Here is a 17,679-nt window from a genome sequence, read left to right as displayed (position 1 = left end):
TTTCAGGCTGCCTGAAAGCGAGTAAAATTACGAAAATTTTATTTTTAAACGTGTTGAATAAGAAAAACACGTTTCCCGACAAACCTTTATAGGAGAATTATCATCGCACAGCAAGAACGCGAAGCACGAATCAACGGCGAAATTACCGCCAAAGAAGTGCGTTTAATCAGTGGAGACGGCGAACAACTCGGCGTTGTATCGTTGAAAGAAGCCATCGCTATGGCAGAAGAACAAGATGTTGATTTGGTGGAAATTTCCCCCACTGCCAAACCACCCGTTTGCAAATTAATGGACTTCGGCAAATACAAATACGAGCAATCCAAAAAACGCGACGAAGCCAAGAAAAAGCAAAAACAAGTCCAAATCAAGGAAATTAAATTCCGCCCCGGTACGGACGATGGCGACTACAACATCAAAATGCGTAAAATCCGCGAATTTTTGGAAGACGGCGATAAAGTGAAAATCACTTTGCGCTTCCGTGGACGCGAAATGGCGCACCAAGAATTGGGAGCACAATTATTGGAACGCATCAAAACCGAATTGGCAGAAGACGGTCAAGTGGAGCAATTCCCAAAAATGGAAGGTCGTCAAATGGTGATGATGGTTGCGCCCAAGAAAAAATAATTGTATAATCTTGCGCTTTGTTTCTACTGCCGTGAAACAAAGCGTTTTCAGGTTTTCCTGAACGAAACAACGGCAAAAAGCGTGGCTTCGGGTTTTAAGTATTTGTGAATGCAAATCTCCCGCAGCCTTATCTAATAAATCATTGGAGTTTTCCCATGCCTAAAATGAAAACCAAGTCTAGCGCGAAAAAACGCTTTAAAGTCTTGGGCAACGGTGGTGTAAAACGCGCTCATGCGTTCAAACGCCACATCTTGACCAAAAAAACCACGAAAAACAAACGCCAATTGCGCGGCACTGCTATGGTGAATGAACGCGATTTGGCTTCTGTTGCTAAAATGTTGCCCTACGCTTAAAGGAGTTAAATTATGCCACGCGTAAAACGCGGTGTTACCGCTCGTGCTCGCCACAAAAAAGTGATTGCGTTAGCTAAAGGCTATCGCGGTCGTCGTAAAAATGTCTATCGCATCGCCAAACAGGCGGTGATGAAAGCTGGTCAATATGCGTACCGCGACCGTCGCCAACGCAAACGCCAGTTCCGTCAATTGTGGATTACCCGTATTAACGCAGGTGCGCGTCAAAACGGCTTGTCTTACAGCAAATTCATGAACGGTTTGAAACGTGCAGCCATCACATTAGACCGTAAAGTATTGGCTGATTTGGCAGTATTTGACAAAGAAGCATTTGCTCAATTGGTTGAAAAAGCAAAAGCAGCTTTGGCTTAATCAGCAAATTCATTAAAATAAAAGAGACAATCTGATGATTGTCTCTTTTTTGTTTTCAGGCTGCCTGAACATTATTTGATTAATTTGCCATTTTGATAAGTTTGTTGCTGCATAACTGTACCATTGATGGCATACACGGTAAGCGTGCCGTTGGCTGGGGCGGCACGGAAAGTGTGTAATTGGTCGCGGCTTAATTGCATGGGGTCGGTGCGTTTTGCGCCGCCCATTTCATAGAAATCTTGCACCAAATAATTGCCATCGCTTTGTTTGGTCAGGATTTTGCGGCGGTATCCGTTTTTGGTTGCGGAATCCGTGCTTTGTCCGTGTGCGTCAAAATGGATAATTTGTTCTTGAATGGCTTGGATAGTGCTGTTATTGCTGGCTGGGGTGTTGTTGCCAAGTGGAATATTGACGCTAGTACCAATGCCAACATGGTTGCCCAGCATGCCGCCCAAGCCAATACCCAACGACACGCCATTGCTGGATACGCCACCACCTGCACAAGCTGCCAGAAAAAGTGTTGCAAACAGGGGAATACTGCGTTTCATGATGATTTCCTTGATTTTTTGGTTGTTTAGGAAATGGAATTATACTGGTTTATGTTGGCAAATTTGGTAAAGAAATGTTGCTTTATGTTTGATTAGGTTTTTTCAGGCTGCTCTGTTTCGGCAAGGGGGTAAAGAGTTATATAATAGCCATTATCTTCTCGCAAACGGTTTATTTTTTATGACGCAAACAATTTTTTTGGCAGATGAAGCGGCTACTTTGGCGTTTGGCGAATCGTGGTCGCGCTGTTTGCAACCGCCGATGGTGGTGTATTTAAACGGCGATTTGGGTACAGGTAAAACCACGTTTACGCGTGGTGTATTGCGCGGTTTGGGTCATACGGGGGCGGTGAAAAGCCCCACTTATGCGATTGTGGAAAGTTACAGGCTGCCTGAATATGAATTGAATCATTTTGATTTGTATCGTTTTGCCTACCCCGAAGAGTGGGAAGACGCTGGATTGGACGATTTGTTTTCAGGCAGCAGCGTGAATGTGATTGAATGGTCGGTACAGGGCGGCGAATATGTGCCTGCGCCTGATTTGATATTGAATTTTTCGGCGCAAGATGGCGGTCGGGTGTGCAACATCTCGGCGCAATCGGCGCAAGGACAACGGAGTTTAGATTTATGGCAAAATTGAGTCGTCGTCAATTATTGGGAGCGGGTGCGGTGGCATTGACTGTGCCGTCATTGGCGTATGCGGCAGCGAGTAAAAATCAATTTTTGGCGGTACGCATTTGGCCAGCGCAGGCTTATACGCGCATTACTTTAGAATCCAGCGACAAAATTAATTATAAACATTTTGTGTTGAGCAATCCCAGTCGCGTGGTGATTGATATTGAAAATGCAAATTTAAACAGCGTGTTAAGCAGCATTCCGCAAAAAGTACAACACAGCGACCCTTACATCAGAAGCATTCGCGCAGGACAAAAAGACGATAAAACCATTCGCATGGTTTTAGAATTGAAAGCGGCGATTAATCCACAAATTTTCAATCTTGCGCCTGTGTCCACATTTAAACATCGCATGGTAATTGATTTGTATCCCGTGAATGGGAGCGGCGGCGAAGACCCGATTTTGGCTTTGTTAAATGGTTTGGAGCAGCCACGCAATGAATCGCCCTATCGTCAAACTGCTGCGCCTGTGCGCCAAAACCGCCGTCCTGTGGTTATGCTTGACCCCGGTCATGGTGGCGAAGACCCAGGGGCGATTAGCCCAAATGGTTTAAAAGAAAAAGATGTGGTATTGTCCATTGCCCATGAAACGAAAAAACGCTTGGAAGCAATGGGTTATAAAGTTTACATGACACGCAATGAAGACGTGTTTATCCCCTTAAAAGTGCGCCGCCAAAAAGCGCAACGGGTTCAGGCAGATTTGTTTGTCTCCATTCACGCCGACTCGGTGGATAGACCTGAACCACGCGGCACAGGCGTGTATATTTTGAGCGAACGCGGCGCGAGTAGTGAAGCCGCCCGCTTGTTGGCAGACAGCCAAAACAGCTCCGACAGCATTGGCGGCGTGAAAATGAACAACAGCAAGGAAGTCAATAACGTCTTGATGGATATGTTGCAAACGCAAACCATCAGCGACAGTGCGCGTTTGGCACGATTGATTTTGAACCAGTTGAGCAAACACAATAAAATTAAAAATGAAGTCAATCAAGCGAATTTTGTGGTGTTGCGCTCGCCTGAAATTCCGTCTATTTTGGTGGAAACGGCGTTTTTGTCTAATCCGCAAGACGAAGCTCTGTTACGCAGCAGAGATTTCCGCAAAAAAGTGGCGCAATCCATTGCCGATGGCATGAAACAGTATTTGAATGCGGCGGTATTAGCGCGGCGTTAATTTATTTTATAATATGAGGCAGCCTGAAAATGTTTCAGGCTGCCTCATATTTTACAAACTTATACAAATAGTGGTTTTATACCCCCTACCCTACTGAGATAGAAAAATGATGATAAATAAACAAATAGATATGCCATCGCCTTTCCACGACCGCCGCTATTGGGATACGGGCATGGCTTCTGTGCAATGGGTGAATGTGGCGCGTGAAGTGGTGTGCATTACCACGCCAAACTATACTTTTTACTGGCGTGGGCGCGTGGATTACACCAACTTTTCCGAAGATTATCAATATCATGGCGAGCGATTATTGCCACCCAAAGACGATGTTTTGCCCACGCTCAAATTGCACCGCGAGCCGCTACACAAACCCGCCCAAGACATTCAGCAAGGCGATGTGTTGCAATCGACTGGCGGTATGTTGGCGCAAGTGGCACTCGCCCAACCCATGCGCGTGTATCAGGAAATCTCCACCCGCTCCCTGCGTTGCGGCAACCACAATCATTGGCAACGCTGGGCGTTTGCACATTTATTTTGTTTGCGGTTTAATTCGTTTCATCAATAAATTAATTTTCAGGCTGCCTGAAATATAAATTGAATCAATCAAAAAAATGATAAAACTCAAAAGCCTATCCACCCGACTCAAATCGCTCACCCTACTCTGGCTGACGGCAGCACTGATTTCCATCGGTTTAACCCTGCTGCTGTCGTGGCGGCTACAGGGCGGTGGTGCAGCCATCAACGATGTCGGCAGCCTGCGCATGCAAACCTACCGACTCGCCGTTTTGATTCAGCACAATCATCGCCCCGAAGTCGCTGATAAAATGGCGCAATTTGAACAAACCCTGCACACGCTCGCGCACGGCGACCCATCGCGCCCCCTATTTTTGCCACCCGATGAGCTGGTTCACCGACACATGCACCAAGTACAAGCGGCTTGGGAAACCGAAATGCACCCCATGTTTCAGGCTGCCGCCTACCAGCAGCAACGCATTAATAATGATAAAATAGAAAAATTTATTGACAAAATTAATCAACTCGCCCACAGCATTGAAACATTAAATACAAAATATATCAATTGGTTACGCATATTTCAAACCACTTTACTGGTGCTGGTTTTATTTAGCTGCGCCATCACCATGTGGTTGCTGGTGGCATGGGTGATTCGCCCCCTGCAAAATCTGCAAACGGGCGTGAACGCCATTTATGCCGAACAATTTGGCGTGCAAATTACACACGCCAATTCCACAGAATTTTATCAAGTGAATCAAGGTTTTAACCAAATGAGTTCACATTTGAAAAAATTATACGACCATTTGGAACAAGAAGTCAGCGACAAAACCCAAGATTTAACCCATAAAAATCAAGCTCTTGAGCAACTATACACCATGTCGCGCCAGCTTTCGCAAAGTTTTACCACCACGCAGGCTGCCGAATGTTTTTTGCAGAATATTGTGCAACTCGTTCCCGCCCAAGCCGCCAGCGTGCGCCTGATTGACGAACAACGCCAACGACTTGATTTTGTAGCACAAATTGGGCTGCCTGAACATTTGCAAACCGCAGACGCTTGTCAGCGTTTTGACGATTGCTTATGCGGCAATGCGGTGCAACATCATGCATGGCAACCCATTGTTTTCCGAGAAAATTTGAATAATTCGCAAGACGAAGCCGCCTGTTACCGTTCGGGTTTTGAAGCCTTGCGCGTGTTTTCTATTGAATACAAGGGCGATGAATTGGGCATGCTGACCCTGTATTTCACCGATAAACAATTGCCTGATTTTCCAGAAGATTTATTGGAAACCCTGTGTCGGCAATTGGGGGCGGCGTTTACCAATATTCGGCTGATTGGCGAAAGTCGCCAGCTCGCTGTGTTGCAAGAACGCAATTTGATGGCACAAGGTTTACACGACAGCATCGCGCAAACTTTAACTTTTTTAAATTTGCAAATTCAAATGTTGGAAAGCGCACTCAAAAATGGCGAACAAGAACAAGCAAATGAAAATATTGCTTTTATTCGGGAAGGTGTAAAAGAGTGTTACGATGATGTGCGCGAATTATTGCTCAATTTCCGCACCAAAATCAGCCGCAAAGAATTTACCGAAGCCGTACAAACGCTGGCGCAACGCTTTGAACAGCAAACCCATATTCCCGTAAACGTAACGTGGTCGGGCGAAGGTGCGCCGCTTTCGGCGGAACAGCAGTTACAATTTATTTTTATTTTGCAGGAAAGTTTGTCCAATATTCGCAAACACGCTCAAGCGCAACAAGTGGCTATCTCCATGAATAATCAGGCAGATTTTGTCATGACCATTCGGGACAATGGGCGCGGTTTTGACACAGGACATGAATTTTCAGGCAGCCATGTTGGGCTAAACATCATGAAAGAACGTGCCAAACGCATTCGTGCCAATTTGCACATTCAATCACAGCCCAATCAGTTTACCCAAATCAATTTAACCTTGCCCAAAGCAGAAAGGATTTTAGAATGATAAAAATCGTGTTGGTGGACGACCATACTTTATTTCGTAGCGGAATCAAAGCCTTGCTCTCCAGACAAGGCGATATTTGCGAAGTGGTTGGCGAAGCCGCAGATGGCTTGAGCGGTGTCAAATTGGTGGAACAAATGCGCCCCGATGTGGTGTTGCTGGATTTGGATATGCCTGTGATGAACGGGCGCGAAGCGTTGGCGCAAATTTTAAGCACCCGCCCCGAACAAACCGTGTTAATGCTGACCGTGTCGGAAGACAATGACGATTTAACCGAATGTATGCGTTTGGGCGCACGCGGTTTTTTATTGAAAAATATTAACGCGGATTTTCTGGTGGACGCCATCAAAAAAGCCTACGATGGCGACAATGTGTTTTCGCCCGAAATGACGGCGCGTTTGGTTCAATCGCTGATTCGCCCGCACCAAACCGAACACACGCCATTGGACACGCTGACCAGCCGAGAATTGGAAATTTTAGGGCATTTGGCGGCAGGGCACAGCAATAAAATCATCGCACGGAATTTGGATTTAGCAGAATCTACCGTGAAAGTGCATGTGCAGAATATTTTGCGTAAATTGGAATTGGACAGCCGCGTTCAGGCTGCCGTGTATGCGGTGCAACATAATGTGCCGCAACCCAATCAGGTGAAATAAAATTGATGTAGTTGCCTACGGCATGCGCTCTGTCGCCGCGCGGCGACTTACTTTTTGGAAAAGTAAGTCAAACAAGAGTAAAATTAAAAAATTCTTTAAAATTCAAATGGTTTAAAATTTCAGGCTGCCTTACGGTACACGACAAAATTCATGTAGGGTGCGTACTACGCACCAAAATTCCACCTTATTTGAATTATTCGGTGCGTGGTACGCACCCTACATTTTAGGTGCTGGTAAAAATTGTCGTGTACTGTCAGGCAGCCTGAAAACCCAAACACGCAAACATAAAAAAACATCAAGCAGTTTTCAGGCTGCCTGATGTTAAAGGAGTAAAAGGGAGATTTATTGTACGGGCATTTGTGCAGCTGCTGAAAACATAAACAACACAAGAACAACAATATATGCAATACACACCAACAAAAAGCGTTTCATGGTCGTGGCTTGCTCATCGTCCATCAAATCACGTTTAGTGAAAAAGTAAAGAGCTTGAATAATAGGTGAGAATAAAATACCTAAAATCAAAAACAGGGTCTCATTCTTCATAATAATCAATGATTTAACCCAGTAAACCAAAACTGCAATGGCTAAAACCAACAACAATAAACCTAAAATAGTACTCATAATGAAACTACCTTTCTTAACACATTAAAAAAAAGTAAAACCGCTTGCAGTATAGCACAAAATAAAGTTCAGTAAAGGATAAAGTATATGGTAATCAATTGAATTGTGCTGATTCAACAACATTATTTCCTATTTTCCATAAATCTCCGTACAAAAAAACCTGTTTCAATACGAAACAGGTTTTTTCTAAACTGGCACGCCCACGGGGAATCGAACCCCGGTTACCGCCGTGAAAGGGCGATGTCCTAACCGCTAGACGATGGGCGCGGAATAAAGGATTTTTACTTGGCGCACCCGGAGCGATTCGAACGCCCGACCCTTTGGTTCGTAGCCAAATACTCTATCCAACTGAGCTACGGGTGCTTGCCTTGAAAGATTTGAATTATAGAGACAGCCTGTGTTTTCGTCAAGGCTGATTAGCAGTTTTTTTGATTTAATTGTATAATGCTTTTATTTTGTTAATAAAATAATTGGATAAAATGCAACAACGTTATGCTTTTTTGGCACAACAATTCGCGCTGTTCAGGCAGCCTGTGCTGATTTTGGATTTGGAAGCGACAGGCGGCGATTTAATGCGCGACCGCATTACGGAAATCGCTTTTTTGCGTTTTGATGGCGATTCGGTGCAACATTTTTCCCAACTGATTAATCCGCAACAGGAAATTTCGCCATTCATCACGGAATTAACGGGCATTAGCAATGAGATGGTGCAACACGCACCCACGTTTGCAGAATTATTGCCCAAGATTTTGCCCCTGCTGCGCGGCGCGATTTTGGTGGCGCACAATGCGCGGTTTGATTATTCGCTGCTGAACAGCGAATGTGCGCGGGCGGGCGTGGCGTTTGCTACGCAAACTTTATGCACGGTGAAATTATCCAAATCATTGTATCCGCATGAATATAAACATAATTTAGATGTGATTGCCGAGCGATTTGCTTTGACGGTGGAAGGTTCGCGCCATCGGGCGTGGGCGGACGTGGCAATGTTGGCGGATTTTTTGCAATTGGCTTTGGCGCAACACGATTGGTTGCCGATGGCGATGAATTTGCTTCAGCCTGCCGCATTGCCCGAGCATTTGCCCACGCAGATTCGGGCGATTTTGGCGCATGAATTCAGCGACCGTTTTGGCGTGGTGCGGATTCAGGCTGCCTGTGGGCGCACGGATATTTTATTGTGCGAACAGGCGTTTCAGGAAACGGTTGTGTGGTTGAATCGTCATGCCAATCAGGTTCAACAAATTGAAAATATTGAATTTTACCCCACCATCGGCGCATTGCATAATGTGTTTGTGTACGCGAAACTGGTTCAGCAATATGGTTTGTCTTTACCCGAAAATGGGCGGCACACGGTGCAATTTTACGCGCAACAAGGCTGCCTGAAAGCCAAAATTCGCCCCCTAGCAAGCGGTGTGATGAGCGAGCCACCCACAGGTGTATTTTTCCACCCGAAAGCGGCGAAAAAAGCTGTGCAAGAATGGGCGGGGCAAGTGGGGATTTGTCCGACTTGGTTGGGGATTTTACCGTATTCGCCGCCCAAATCTGCGCCCTGCCCTGTTTCCTTGTTGAAAAATTGTGCTTGTGAATCGGGCGATGTGGCGGCGCACAATGCGCTGGTGCAATCCCATCGTTACCATTTGCCGACTGTGGATTGGTTGCCACAACCGCGTTTGCAAATTAGCGAAACCGATGTTTGCACGGGGCAAACGCTGAATTTTGTGGTAGAACGCGGAGCGTTGCGCTTGGACGATGGGACTTGGTTTGTGTGCGCGGAATTATTGAATGTGTTGAAACACAAATTCAAATCGGAACGCAAAACGGTTGCGGTCATTTAATTCGCGTATTCAATAGGGTTTTTAGAACTTGCTTTCAGGCTGCCTGAAAGTTATGCTTGCGTTTCTTTTCGTTTATTTTTCATTTTATAAAAATTTTATGAACACACAAATCAACTCCATTCAAATTCCCCACACCAGCCGCACCATTGGCAGCGAAAAAGCCTTGATTTCCGCCGAAGAAGTTTCAGGCAGCCTGAATGTGGTGTTGCAATTCGGTTTCCCAGCACAATTTTTGGCAGATGAATTGCGTGAGCAAATCGCGCAAGCCACAGGCAAAACGGTGAATTTGGAAATCCGCCACCACATTGTCGCGCACAAGGTGCAGGCGGGGATTTCCACCATTCAGGGGGTGAAAAACATTGTCGCCATCGCTTCGGGCAAGGGCGGTGTGGGCAAGTCCACCACCACCGCGAATTTGGCAACGGCAATGGCAAAAATGGGCGCGCGCGTGGGCGTGTTGGACGCGGATTTGTATGGCCCGAGCCAGCCGACCATGTTGGGCGTGAAAAATATTCAGCCAACACAACAAGATAATCGTTTGATTCCTGTGGTGAATGCGGACGGGATTCAGGTGATGTCCATTGGTTTTTTGATTGACGCCGACCAAGCGGTGGTGTGGCGTGGTCCGATGGTTTCGCAGGCTTTGCAGCAATTATTGTTTCAAAGTCAATGGGATAATGTGGATTATTTGTTTATTGATTTGCCCCCTGGTACGGGCGATATTCAATTGACTTTGTCGCAAAAAATTCCTGTAACGGGTTCGGTAGTCGTAACCACGCCGCAGGATATTGCGCTGATTGACGCGCGTAAAGCCGTTGATATGTTTAATAAAGTGAATATTCCGATTATGGGCGTATTGGAAAATATGTCGGTGCATATTTGCACAAATTGTGGGCAGCATGAAGCGATTTTTGGCACAGATGGCGGCAAGGAATTGGCGGCGAAATTGGGTGTGCCATTGTTGGGGCAATTGCCTTTGAGTTTGCCTGTGCGCGAAGCAATGGACGCTGGCACAGCAAGCGATTTGCACGCGCAACATGAGGCGGTGGCGGCGATTTATCAGCAAGCGGCGTTTGCGGTGGCGTTGGCGATTGCGGATAAGGGGCGCGATTTTAGCAGCCGTTTCCCGAAAATTGTGGTGGAATAAGTTTTTCATAAAATCAAAATAATCAGGCAGCCTGAAAAAGTTTTCAGGCTGCCTGATTGTTTTATGATTTCATATTATTTAATTTTCGCGCTGCGTTTGGCAAACAAAATCGCGCCAATCACAAATGCCAGTAAACCCAGCCATTCGGCAATCGTTCCCCAATTCGCCAAATTCAACGCCAATGGTGCGTCTGAACCACCAGAGGTTACCGAAGCCACAATGATAAACGCCAACACCACACCCACCAAACTCTCGCCCACAATCAAACCTGCGGCAAATAAGGTGGCATGACGTTCTGATTTGCTGTGTGCTTCGGTGGCACTCACGCCTTGCGCGGCGGCTTTTTTGGCAACGTGTTTCGCCACCAACCACGCAATAATCGCTCCAATCACAATCGGCATATTCACAGACGGTGGCAAGTAAATCCCCATGCCCACCGCCAAAGCGGGCAAGGCAAAACGGTTGCCACTACTGCGTTTAATCAAAGTGTCAGCAATAATCACGGCAATGCCCAAGCCTATGCCCATGAAAATATAGTTCCACTCCAAATCGCCCGAGAAAATGCCTTTGGCGATGGTGGTCATCAAGGTGGCTTGCGGTGCAGACAGGGCTTGTGCCGCGTCCATGTTTTCACGCGGCATGGCACCTGTGAAACCATAAGCGTGGTACAGCATTTCCAATACGGGCGCAATCACCGCCGCACCCACCACGCAACCAATTAACAAGGCAACTTGTTGTCGCCATGGCGTAGCTTTGACCAAATAGCCTGTTTTTAAATCTTGCAAATTGTCGTTGGAAATGGTCGCCACTGCTAATACGATGGAAGCGGTAAAGATGGTTAATGCAGTTAAAAATTGTTCGCCGCCTTGCATATCAAACATACCGCCCATTTTGCCCATAAACATCAACACCAGCGAGGTAATCACCACCGAAATAATCCCAATCCCTGAAATCGGGCTGGAAGATGAACCCACCAAACCCGCCATGTAACCACATGCCGCCGCCACAAAAAAACCAATTCCCACCGCCAACACAGTACACGCCAACACCAAAGCCACCGCCATGCCCATAGAAACTGGGGCTGCCTGAACAAAATACGCCAACACACACATAATCACCACAATGGTTGCCAAAGTGATTTGAATCATGGCTTTAGGCGATAAATCTTGTGCGGTGCGTTCTGTTTGTTGCGCCGCTTGTGGATTTTTCAAAGCGGCAAACGATTGGCGCATGCCTTCCATCATGGGTTTGAGCAAAGTAATCAGCGTCCAAATCGCCGCAATACCAATCACGCCCACGCCAATAAAGCGCACTTTGGTTTTCCACACGCCCATCGCGTAACCCGCCATTTCCGCGTCCGCAGGCATAGGCGCAGCCGCCGTGAAATATGGCACCGCCACCAACCAAGTAAACGCAATCCCCGCCAAAATCGCCATACCGCCCACAATGCCCACCAAATAACCCGCCCCCAATAATGCCAACGAAAAACCCATAGGCAATTGGAAAATCGCGTTACCCGCTTTAAACCAAACACTTGCGCTGTCCGCCACCAAACGCAAACCATTGGTAGCAAAACTTACCAAACCTGCAACAAGGCTGCCTGCAAAAATTTCTTTTGCGCCTGTGTTGCCTGTTTTGCCTTCTTCGTGGTTACCCGCTTTTAAAATTTCCGCCGCCGCCACGCCTTCGGGATAGGGTAAATCGCTGTTCACCACCATCACATAGCGCAGGGGAATGGTGAAAATCACCCCCAGAATCCCACCTGTGGCGCAAATCAACATGCTTTGCCAAAACGGAAAACCTTGCCAATAGCCCATCATCAGCAAGCCTGGTAACACAAAAATCACCGCCGACAACGTCCCTGCCGCCGATGCTTGGGTTTGCACCATATTGTTTTCCAAAATATTGCTGCCTGCAAAAAATTTCAGTACTGCCATAGAAATCACTGCCGCAGGAATAGATGACGCAAAAGTCAAGCCCACTTTTAAACCCAAATACACATTGGAAGCGGTAAACACCACCGTAATCAATGCCCCCAAAATCGTACCGCGTAAAGTTAATTCACGCATTTCTTTTAATGTAGAAGCTGTCATAACGATTGCCTTATGTGAAGAAATCAATGCATATCATATCAAAAAATAGCCAAAGTTCACATTTTTTAACACAAAAAGGCAGCCTGAAAACGCATATTATTATGTTTTCAGGCTGCCTTTTGATTTAATATCAATTTGATGTCAATCAGCTAATTTAGAAAAAACCCAATGCTTTAGGCGAATAGCTGACCAGCAAGTTTTTGGTTTGTTGATAATGTTCCAACATCATTTTGTGCGTTTCGCGCCCAATGCCCGATTTTTTGTAACCGCCAAACGCCGCGTGCGCTGGATAAATGTGGTAACAATTTGTCCACACACGCCCTGCTTGAATCGCCCGACCCGCACGGTATGCCGTGTTGCCATCACGCGACCACACGCCTGCACCCAAACCGTACATCGTGTCATTGGCAATCGCAATCGCTTCATCAAAATCTTTGAACGTGGTTACCGATAAAACAGGGCCGAAAATTTCTTCTTGGAAAATTTCCATTTTGTTATGACCTTTGAAAATCGTGGGTTCAATGTAAAAACCACCGTCAATTTCCTTGCGTTCACCACCGCCAGTCAGCACTTCCGCGCCTTCCGCCTTGCCTTTGGCAATGCAACCCAAGATTTTGTCTTGTTGCTCTTGGCTGGCTTGTGCGCCGACCATCGTGTCGGTATCCAAAGGGTGTCCTGTTTTGATTTTTTTCACGCGCTCAACGGCTTTTTTCAAAAATTCCTCTGCAATGGATTCATGAACCAAAGCACGAGACGGACAAGTACACACTTCCCCTTGATTTAAGGCAAACATGGCAAAACCTTCCAACGCCTTATCCAAAAACTCATCGTCTTTGTCCATCACATCGGCAAAGAAAATGTTGGGGGATTTGCCACCCAATTCCAGCGTAACGGGAATGATGTTTTGCGTGGCGTATTCCATGATTTTTTGACCAATTTCGGTGGAACCCGTGAATGCGATTTTACCAATGCGCGGATTGGTCGCCAAAGGTTCGCCCGCTTCTTTACCGAAACCATTGACCACATTGACCACGCCCTCAGGCAATAAATCCTCAATCAATTCAAGCAATACCAAAATACTGGTGGGCGTTTGTTCCGCAGGTTTCAAGACCACGCAGTTACCTGCCGCAAGCGCAGGCGCAAGTTTCCACACTGCCATCAAAATCGGGAAATTCCAAGGGATAATCTGCCCCACCACGCCAATTGGTTCGTGGAAATGATAGGCAACCGTATCATCATCAATTTGTCCAATTGTGCCTTCTTGGGCGCGAATGCAGCCTGCAAAATAGCGGAAATGGTCAATCGCAAGCGGAATATCCGCCGCCAAAGTCTCACGAATGGGCTTGCCGTTTTCCCATGTTTCGGCAACGGCAAGCGTTTCCAAATTCGCTTCCAAACGGTCGGCGATTTTCAGCAAGAGATTGGAACGCTCGGTAGGCGAAGATTTGTTCCACGTTTTCGCGGCGGCGTGAGCAGCGTCTAACGCCAATTCAATGTCTTTGTGATTGGATTTGGGGACTTTGGTAAAAACTTTGCCGTCCACAGGCGAGATATTGTCAAAATAAACCCCATCAACAGGCGCAACCCATTTGCCGCCGATAAAGTTTTCGTATTGAGCTTTGAAGTGGACTTTTGCCCCTTCGGTATTGGGATTGGCGTAGCGCATAGCATTTCCTTTTCAAAAAGATTTTTTAAAACAAAGGGAAAGAACTGCGATTGCCACAGAACGTTGTTGAATTACATTCGGCTACATGGCGGATTAATCGTAAAAGATTTTTGTGTGAATTGGCAAGTGGATTTAAGCCTAGTATTTGTAGGGGTATTTGTGGTTTCAGGCTGCCTGCAAAGGGAAAATACCGTTGCCATTGGATTGGGAACGGTATTTTGGCGTAGGTTGGATTGGAAACCAAACATGATTTTGGGGATTGAGTTCGTAGGTCGGCTCGGAGAGCCGACCTACGCTTGCTTGAATTTACATTAAACCATAATATTGAGAAATTGCGTTTGTTAATAATCCTGCAATCGTAGCTAATGACACATTAATTACTCCACTAGATGCCTTTGTCATAATATTGCCAATCCATTGACTAACATTCGCGCCAAATTTATTTGCTTCTGTTGGTTTTTCATCTAAATCAATCGCTTCCTTTAATGATGATAATTCTGAAAAAGGAATACCATTTTTTGATAAAACATCAGCTAATTGGTCAAAATTATTTGCTTCAACGTGAATACCATCATAAATATTTTGTTGCATATTTCCACCTGAAATATTACCAACAAAACCTTGCATATTTTGGATATGAAATTGAGTAGTCATTGCTTTTTCCTTTTCTGATTTAGAGAATTGAATACCTTCTCCCAAAATACCCTCTTCTTCAAGTTTTAATGCCCATTCTAAAACCACTTGCCTAACTTGAGATAAAATATTTTTCAAATTAGTTGTACTAAAATAAAGTTTTGGTTCAAGCGGAGCTCTTTGTGCTTTTATCAATATTTTTCTAATATCATATGATAGGGATAATTCAAGTGTATTACATTCTCCATTATCAAGATAGTTAAGTATTCCACCAATAGATTCAGGAAATCGTATTAAAGTAATTTTTGCCCTTATATCATCGGGAACAGGAAGTGATTGTAAACCCCAATAAGGATTATAGACTTGTAATTGCCCATAAAACTCCCTATAACTTGGTATATTTTCTAAATTATCCTGATACCCCTGTAATTCTAAATTACACCATTTTGATAGTTCTTCTAACTTTAATTTTCTAGCAACCATATAAGTTTTATTTAATAATTCTTCTACATTACTATCAGGATTAGCTGCTAATTCTTGTAATTCTAAAATAATAGAACCCATTTTAACTCCAAAAAAATCAATTTTATCATAAATTTGGTGCGTCTCCTTTTCTATTCCGCTCCAAACAACAAATTCTCTTTAATCAACCGAATTCGGTCGCGCAAAACCGCCGCCTCTTCAAACTGCAAATCCCGCGCCGCTTGCTGCATTTGTTTTTCCAAACGGGCGATTTCGGCAATCGCGTCTTCTTCGCTGTGGATTTCGGTTTTTTTGCTGGATTTTTTGGCTTTAGCGAAACTCGCTCCGCTCGTTTTCAGGCTGCCTGAAACTGGCTCGCCACCGTTTTCCGCATACACGCCATCAATCAAATCTTTCACTTTCTTATTGATTTGTTGGGGAATAATGTTGTTGTCCAAATTAAACTGAATTTGTTTTTGGCGGCGGCGTTCGGTTTCGTCTATGGCGGATTTCATGCTGTCGGTGATTTTGTCGGCATACAAAATCGCCACGCCGTTCACGTTACGCGCGGCGCGTCCGATGGTTTGGATTAGGCTGCGGTGTGAGCGCAAAAAACCTTCTTTGTCCGCGTCCAAAATGGCGACCAGCGACACTTCGGGTATGTCCAAACCTTCACGCAACAGGTTAATGCCGACCAATACGTCAAACAAGCCCAAGCGCAAATCCCTAATGATTTCAACACGTTCAACCGTGTCAATGTCGCTGTGCAAATAGCGCACTTTCACGCCCAATTCGCTGTAATAGTCGGTTAATTGTTCCGCCATGCGTTTGGTTAGGGTGGTAACGAGTACGCGCTCGCCTTTTTGTTTGCGGATATTGATTTCACTCAATAAATCATCAACTTGGGTGGCAACGGGGCGGATTTCAATTTGCGGGTCTGTCAATCCTGTGGGGCGCACGACTTGTTCCACAACCTGCCCTGCGTGGTCGGCTTCGTATTGCGCTGGGGTGGCGGATACGAAAATGGTTTGTGGCATAACTTGTTCAAATTCATGGAATTTTAGGGGGCGATTATCCCGCGCGGAAGGCAGCCTGAAACCGTAATCCACCAAATTTTGTTTGCGAGACGCATCGCCTTTGTACATCGCGCCAATTTGCCCTATGGTAACGTGGCTTTCGTCTATGAACATGATGGCGTTTTTGGGCAGATAATCCATCAGCGTGGGGGGCGGTTCGCCCTCTTTTTTGCCTGAAAAGTGGCGGCTGTAATTTTCAATGCCTTTGCAAAAGCCCATTTCATACAGCATTTCCAAATCAAATCGGGTGCGTTGTTCTATGCGTTGTTGTTCTACGGGGCGGTTTTCTTTGGTATAAAAATCAATGCGTTCGCGCAATTCAGCTTTAATCGCTTCGCAGGCACGGAGTACGGTTTCGCGTGGGGTAACGTAGTGGCTGGACGGAAACACGGTGTAGCGTCCCACGCGCTGGTGCAGGCTGCCTGAAAGTGGGTCAAACAAATCCAAGCGTTCAATTTCATCATCAAATAATGAAATCCGCAGGGCAAATTCGGAACTTTCGGCTGGGTACACGTCTATCACATCGCCGCGAACGCGAAAACTGGCACGTTGAAAATCCACATCGCCACGTTCGTATTGCATGGCAACCAGCGTGGAAATGATGTCGCGTTGGCTCATGATGTCGCCCTCTTTCACGGACAAAATCATTTGTTGGTATTCGGTGGGGTCGCCAATGCCGTAGATGGCGGACACGGTGGCGATGATAATCACGTCATTGCGCGTCATCAGGTTTTTGGTGGCGGAAAGGCGCATTTGTTCTATGTGTTCGTTGATTGCGCTGTCTTTTTCTATGAACAAATCGCGGCTTGGCACATAGGCTTCGGGTTGATAATAATCGTAATAAGAAACGAAATATTCCACCGCATTTTCGGGGAAAAATTCGCGCATTTCTGCGTAAAGCTGGGCGGCTAGGGTTTTGTTGTGCGCCATGATGATGGCAGGTCTGCCGCTTTGGGCGATGACGTTTGCCATGGTGTAAGTTTTGCCCGAACCCGTTACGCCAAGCAGGGTTTGGTAAGACAAGCCGTCTGACAAGCCGTCCAAAAGTTGGGCGATGGCGGTGGGTTGGTCGCCTGCGGGGGGGAAGGGTTGATGGAGTTTGAACGGAGAATTTTCGTATTGGATAATTTGCATTTTCAGGCTGCCTGAACAATTAAAATTGGGCGAAATTATAACATTTTCGCATTTTCAGGCTGCCTGTTGCGACACGAGAATTTGCCACATCACACAATGTAGGGGGCGCCGTGCTCACCAAATTACTGAATAATTTAAATATT

General features: G+C 45.8%; 18 protein-coding genes and 2 tRNA genes. 12 read left to right on the top strand and 8 right to left on the bottom strand.

Annotated features, from left to right (window positions below):
- Positions 1–102 precede the first annotated feature (102 nt).
- From infC to rplT, 3 genes are all read left to right on the top strand, one after another.
- On the top strand, positions 103–624 hold the full coding sequence (gene infC, locus Q338_RS00365) for a translation initiation factor IF-3 (RefSeq protein WP_115723709.1): 522 nt from the start codon (positions 103–105) through the stop codon (positions 622–624).
- A 155-nt stretch (positions 625–779) separates the two neighbouring features.
- On the top strand, positions 780–977 hold the full coding sequence (gene rpmI, locus Q338_RS00360) for a 50S ribosomal protein L35 (RefSeq protein WP_034290780.1): 198 nt from the start codon (positions 780–782) through the stop codon (positions 975–977).
- A 12-nt stretch (positions 978–989) separates the two neighbouring features.
- Positions 990–1,346 (top strand): 50S ribosomal protein L20, encoded by a 357-nt coding sequence (rplT, locus tag Q338_RS00355; protein WP_034290777.1) that lies wholly within the window; start codon positions 990–992, stop codon positions 1,344–1,346.
- A gap of 71 nt (positions 1,347–1,417) precedes the next feature.
- On the opposite strand, the gene Q338_RS00350 is transcribed toward rplT, so the two are convergent.
- The gene (locus Q338_RS00350; RefSeq protein WP_051968370.1) at positions 1,418–1,894 is read right to left on the bottom strand and encodes a hypothetical protein; all 477 of its coding nucleotides are present in this window, start codon (positions 1,892–1,894) and stop codon (positions 1,418–1,420) included.
- Positions 1,895–2,072: 178 nt separating this feature from the next.
- Between Q338_RS00350 and tsaE the strand changes: the two genes are divergently transcribed.
- From tsaE to Q338_RS14710, 6 genes are all read left to right on the top strand, one after another.
- Complete coding sequence (gene tsaE, locus Q338_RS00345; protein ID WP_034290774.1) at positions 2,073–2,531, top strand: tRNA (adenosine(37)-N6)-threonylcarbamoyltransferase complex ATPase subunit type 1 TsaE; 459 nt, start codon at positions 2,073–2,075, stop codon at positions 2,529–2,531.
- Complete coding sequence (locus Q338_RS00340) at positions 2,519–3,733, top strand: N-acetylmuramoyl-L-alanine amidase (RefSeq protein ID WP_034290771.1); 1,215 nt, start codon at positions 2,519–2,521, stop codon at positions 3,731–3,733. The genes tsaE and Q338_RS00340 overlap by 13 nt, the downstream gene beginning before the upstream one ends.
- 106 nt (positions 3,734–3,839) lie before the next feature.
- Positions 3,840–4,295, top strand: a complete 456-nt coding sequence (locus Q338_RS00335; protein ID WP_147293720.1) for a hypothetical protein — start codon at positions 3,840–3,842, stop codon at positions 4,293–4,295.
- A 46-nt stretch (positions 4,296–4,341) separates the two neighbouring features.
- Entirely contained in the window at positions 4,342–6,219 is a 1,878-nt protein-coding gene (locus Q338_RS00330) for a type IV pili methyl-accepting chemotaxis transducer N-terminal domain-containing protein (RefSeq protein WP_034290765.1), read from the top strand.
- Positions 6,216–6,872 carry a response regulator gene (locus tag Q338_RS00325; protein ID WP_034290763.1) on the top strand — a complete coding sequence of 219 codons (657 nt, stop codon included), beginning with the start codon at positions 6,216–6,218 and terminating at the stop codon, positions 6,870–6,872. Before Q338_RS00330 ends, Q338_RS00325 begins: the two co-directional genes overlap by 4 nt.
- 157 nt (positions 6,873–7,029) lie before the next feature.
- Complete coding sequence (locus tag Q338_RS14710) at positions 7,030–7,191, top strand: hypothetical protein (RefSeq protein ID WP_169815829.1); 162 nt, start codon at positions 7,030–7,032, stop codon at positions 7,189–7,191.
- Positions 7,192–7,214: 23 nt separating this feature from the next.
- Here Q338_RS14710 and Q338_RS00320 read toward each other — a convergent pair whose 3' ends face one another.
- The 3 genes from Q338_RS00320 to Q338_RS00310 form a co-directional block, all read right to left on the bottom strand.
- Positions 7,215–7,493, bottom strand: coding sequence for a hypothetical protein (locus Q338_RS00320; RefSeq protein WP_034290760.1), 279 nt, complete (start codon positions 7,491–7,493; stop codon positions 7,215–7,217).
- A gap of 192 nt (positions 7,494–7,685) precedes the next feature.
- Positions 7,686–7,760 (bottom strand) — tRNA-Glu (locus tag Q338_RS00315).
- Between the two features lie 19 nt (positions 7,761–7,779).
- Positions 7,780–7,856: transfer RNA gene (locus Q338_RS00310), tRNA-Arg, on the bottom strand.
- Positions 7,857–7,972: 116 nt separating this feature from the next.
- Here Q338_RS00310 and Q338_RS00305 point away from each other — a divergent pair.
- Positions 7,973–9,325, top strand: a complete 1,353-nt coding sequence (locus Q338_RS00305; RefSeq protein ID WP_051968369.1) for a 3'-5' exonuclease — start codon at positions 7,973–7,975, stop codon at positions 9,323–9,325.
- Positions 9,326–9,422: 97 nt separating this feature from the next.
- Complete coding sequence (gene apbC / locus Q338_RS00300) at positions 9,423–10,472, top strand: iron-sulfur cluster carrier protein ApbC (RefSeq protein WP_034290902.1); 1,050 nt, start codon at positions 9,423–9,425, stop codon at positions 10,470–10,472.
- Positions 10,473–10,546: 74 nt separating this feature from the next.
- Here the strand turns inward: apbC and Q338_RS00295 are convergent, their stop codons facing one another.
- Both Q338_RS00295 and exaC read right to left on the bottom strand, forming a co-directional pair.
- Positions 10,547–12,565 (bottom strand): OPT family oligopeptide transporter, encoded by a 2,019-nt coding sequence (locus Q338_RS00295; RefSeq protein ID WP_051968368.1) that lies wholly within the window; start codon positions 12,563–12,565, stop codon positions 10,547–10,549.
- Positions 12,566–12,719: 154 nt separating this feature from the next.
- On the bottom strand, positions 12,720–14,231 hold the full coding sequence (exaC, locus tag Q338_RS00290) for an acetaldehyde dehydrogenase ExaC (protein ID WP_034290757.1): 1,512 nt from the start codon (positions 14,229–14,231) through the stop codon (positions 12,720–12,722).
- 63 nt (positions 14,232–14,294) lie between these two features.
- Here exaC and Q338_RS14225 point away from each other — a divergent pair, with 63 nt between their 5' ends.
- Positions 14,295–14,546, top strand: a complete 252-nt coding sequence (locus Q338_RS14225) for a hypothetical protein (RefSeq protein WP_169815828.1) — start codon at positions 14,295–14,297, stop codon at positions 14,544–14,546.
- Here the strand turns inward: Q338_RS14225 and Q338_RS00285 are convergent.
- Together Q338_RS00285 and uvrB are read right to left on the bottom strand one after the other, a co-directional pair.
- Positions 14,538–15,428: an AbiTii domain-containing protein gene (locus tag Q338_RS00285; RefSeq protein ID WP_034290754.1), complete on the bottom strand. Its 891-nt coding sequence runs from the start codon at positions 15,426–15,428 to the stop codon at positions 14,538–14,540. The genes Q338_RS14225 and Q338_RS00285 overlap by 9 nt on opposite strands.
- Positions 15,429–15,478: 50 nt before the next feature.
- Positions 15,479–17,536, bottom strand: a complete 2,058-nt coding sequence (gene uvrB, locus Q338_RS00280) for an excinuclease ABC subunit UvrB (RefSeq protein WP_034290751.1) — start codon at positions 17,534–17,536, stop codon at positions 15,479–15,481.
- Positions 17,537–17,679: the final 143 nt, after the last annotated feature.

The organism is Alysiella crassa DSM 2578 (assembly GCF_000745955.1).
Classification (GTDB): domain Bacteria; phylum Pseudomonadota; class Gammaproteobacteria; order Burkholderiales; family Neisseriaceae; genus Simonsiella; species Simonsiella crassa.
Note: the sequence above shows the minus strand (reverse complement) of the source record. Positions and strands in the feature narration are given on the sequence as shown.

Coding starts and splice junctions, on each gene's coding strand:
- rpmI (WP_034290780.1), top strand. CDS start 780: ATGCCTAAAATGAAAACCAAGTCTAGCGCGAAAAAACGCTTTAAAGTC.
- rplT (WP_034290777.1), top strand. CDS start 990: ATGCCACGCGTAAAACGCGGTGTTACCGCTCGTGCTCGCCACAAAAAA.
- Q338_RS00350 (WP_051968370.1), bottom strand. CDS start 1,894: ATGAAACGCAGTATTCCCCTGTTTGCAACACTTTTTCTGGCAGCTTGT.
- tsaE (WP_034290774.1), top strand. CDS start 2,073: ATGACGCAAACAATTTTTTTGGCAGATGAAGCGGCTACTTTGGCGTTT.
- Q338_RS00340 (WP_034290771.1), top strand. CDS start 2,519: ATGGCAAAATTGAGTCGTCGTCAATTATTGGGAGCGGGTGCGGTGGCA.
- Q338_RS00335 (WP_147293720.1), top strand. CDS start 3,840: ATGATGATAAATAAACAAATAGATATGCCATCGCCTTTCCACGACCGC.
- Q338_RS00330 (WP_034290765.1), top strand. CDS start 4,342: ATGATAAAACTCAAAAGCCTATCCACCCGACTCAAATCGCTCACCCTA.
- Q338_RS00325 (WP_034290763.1), top strand. CDS start 6,216: ATGATAAAAATCGTGTTGGTGGACGACCATACTTTATTTCGTAGCGGA.
- Q338_RS00320 (WP_034290760.1), bottom strand. CDS start 7,493: ATGAGTACTATTTTAGGTTTATTGTTGTTGGTTTTAGCCATTGCAGTT.
- Q338_RS00305 (WP_051968369.1), top strand. CDS start 7,973: ATGCAACAACGTTATGCTTTTTTGGCACAACAATTCGCGCTGTTCAGG.
- apbC (WP_034290902.1), top strand. CDS start 9,423: ATGAACACACAAATCAACTCCATTCAAATTCCCCACACCAGCCGCACC.
- Q338_RS00295 (WP_051968368.1), bottom strand. CDS start 12,565: ATGACAGCTTCTACATTAAAAGAAATGCGTGAATTAACTTTACGCGGT.
- exaC (WP_034290757.1), bottom strand. CDS start 14,231: ATGCGCTACGCCAATCCCAATACCGAAGGGGCAAAAGTCCACTTCAAA.
- Q338_RS00285 (WP_034290754.1), bottom strand. CDS start 15,428: ATGGGTTCTATTATTTTAGAATTACAAGAATTAGCAGCTAATCCTGAT.
- uvrB (WP_034290751.1), bottom strand. CDS start 17,536: ATGCAAATTATCCAATACGAAAATTCTCCGTTCAAACTCCATCAACCC.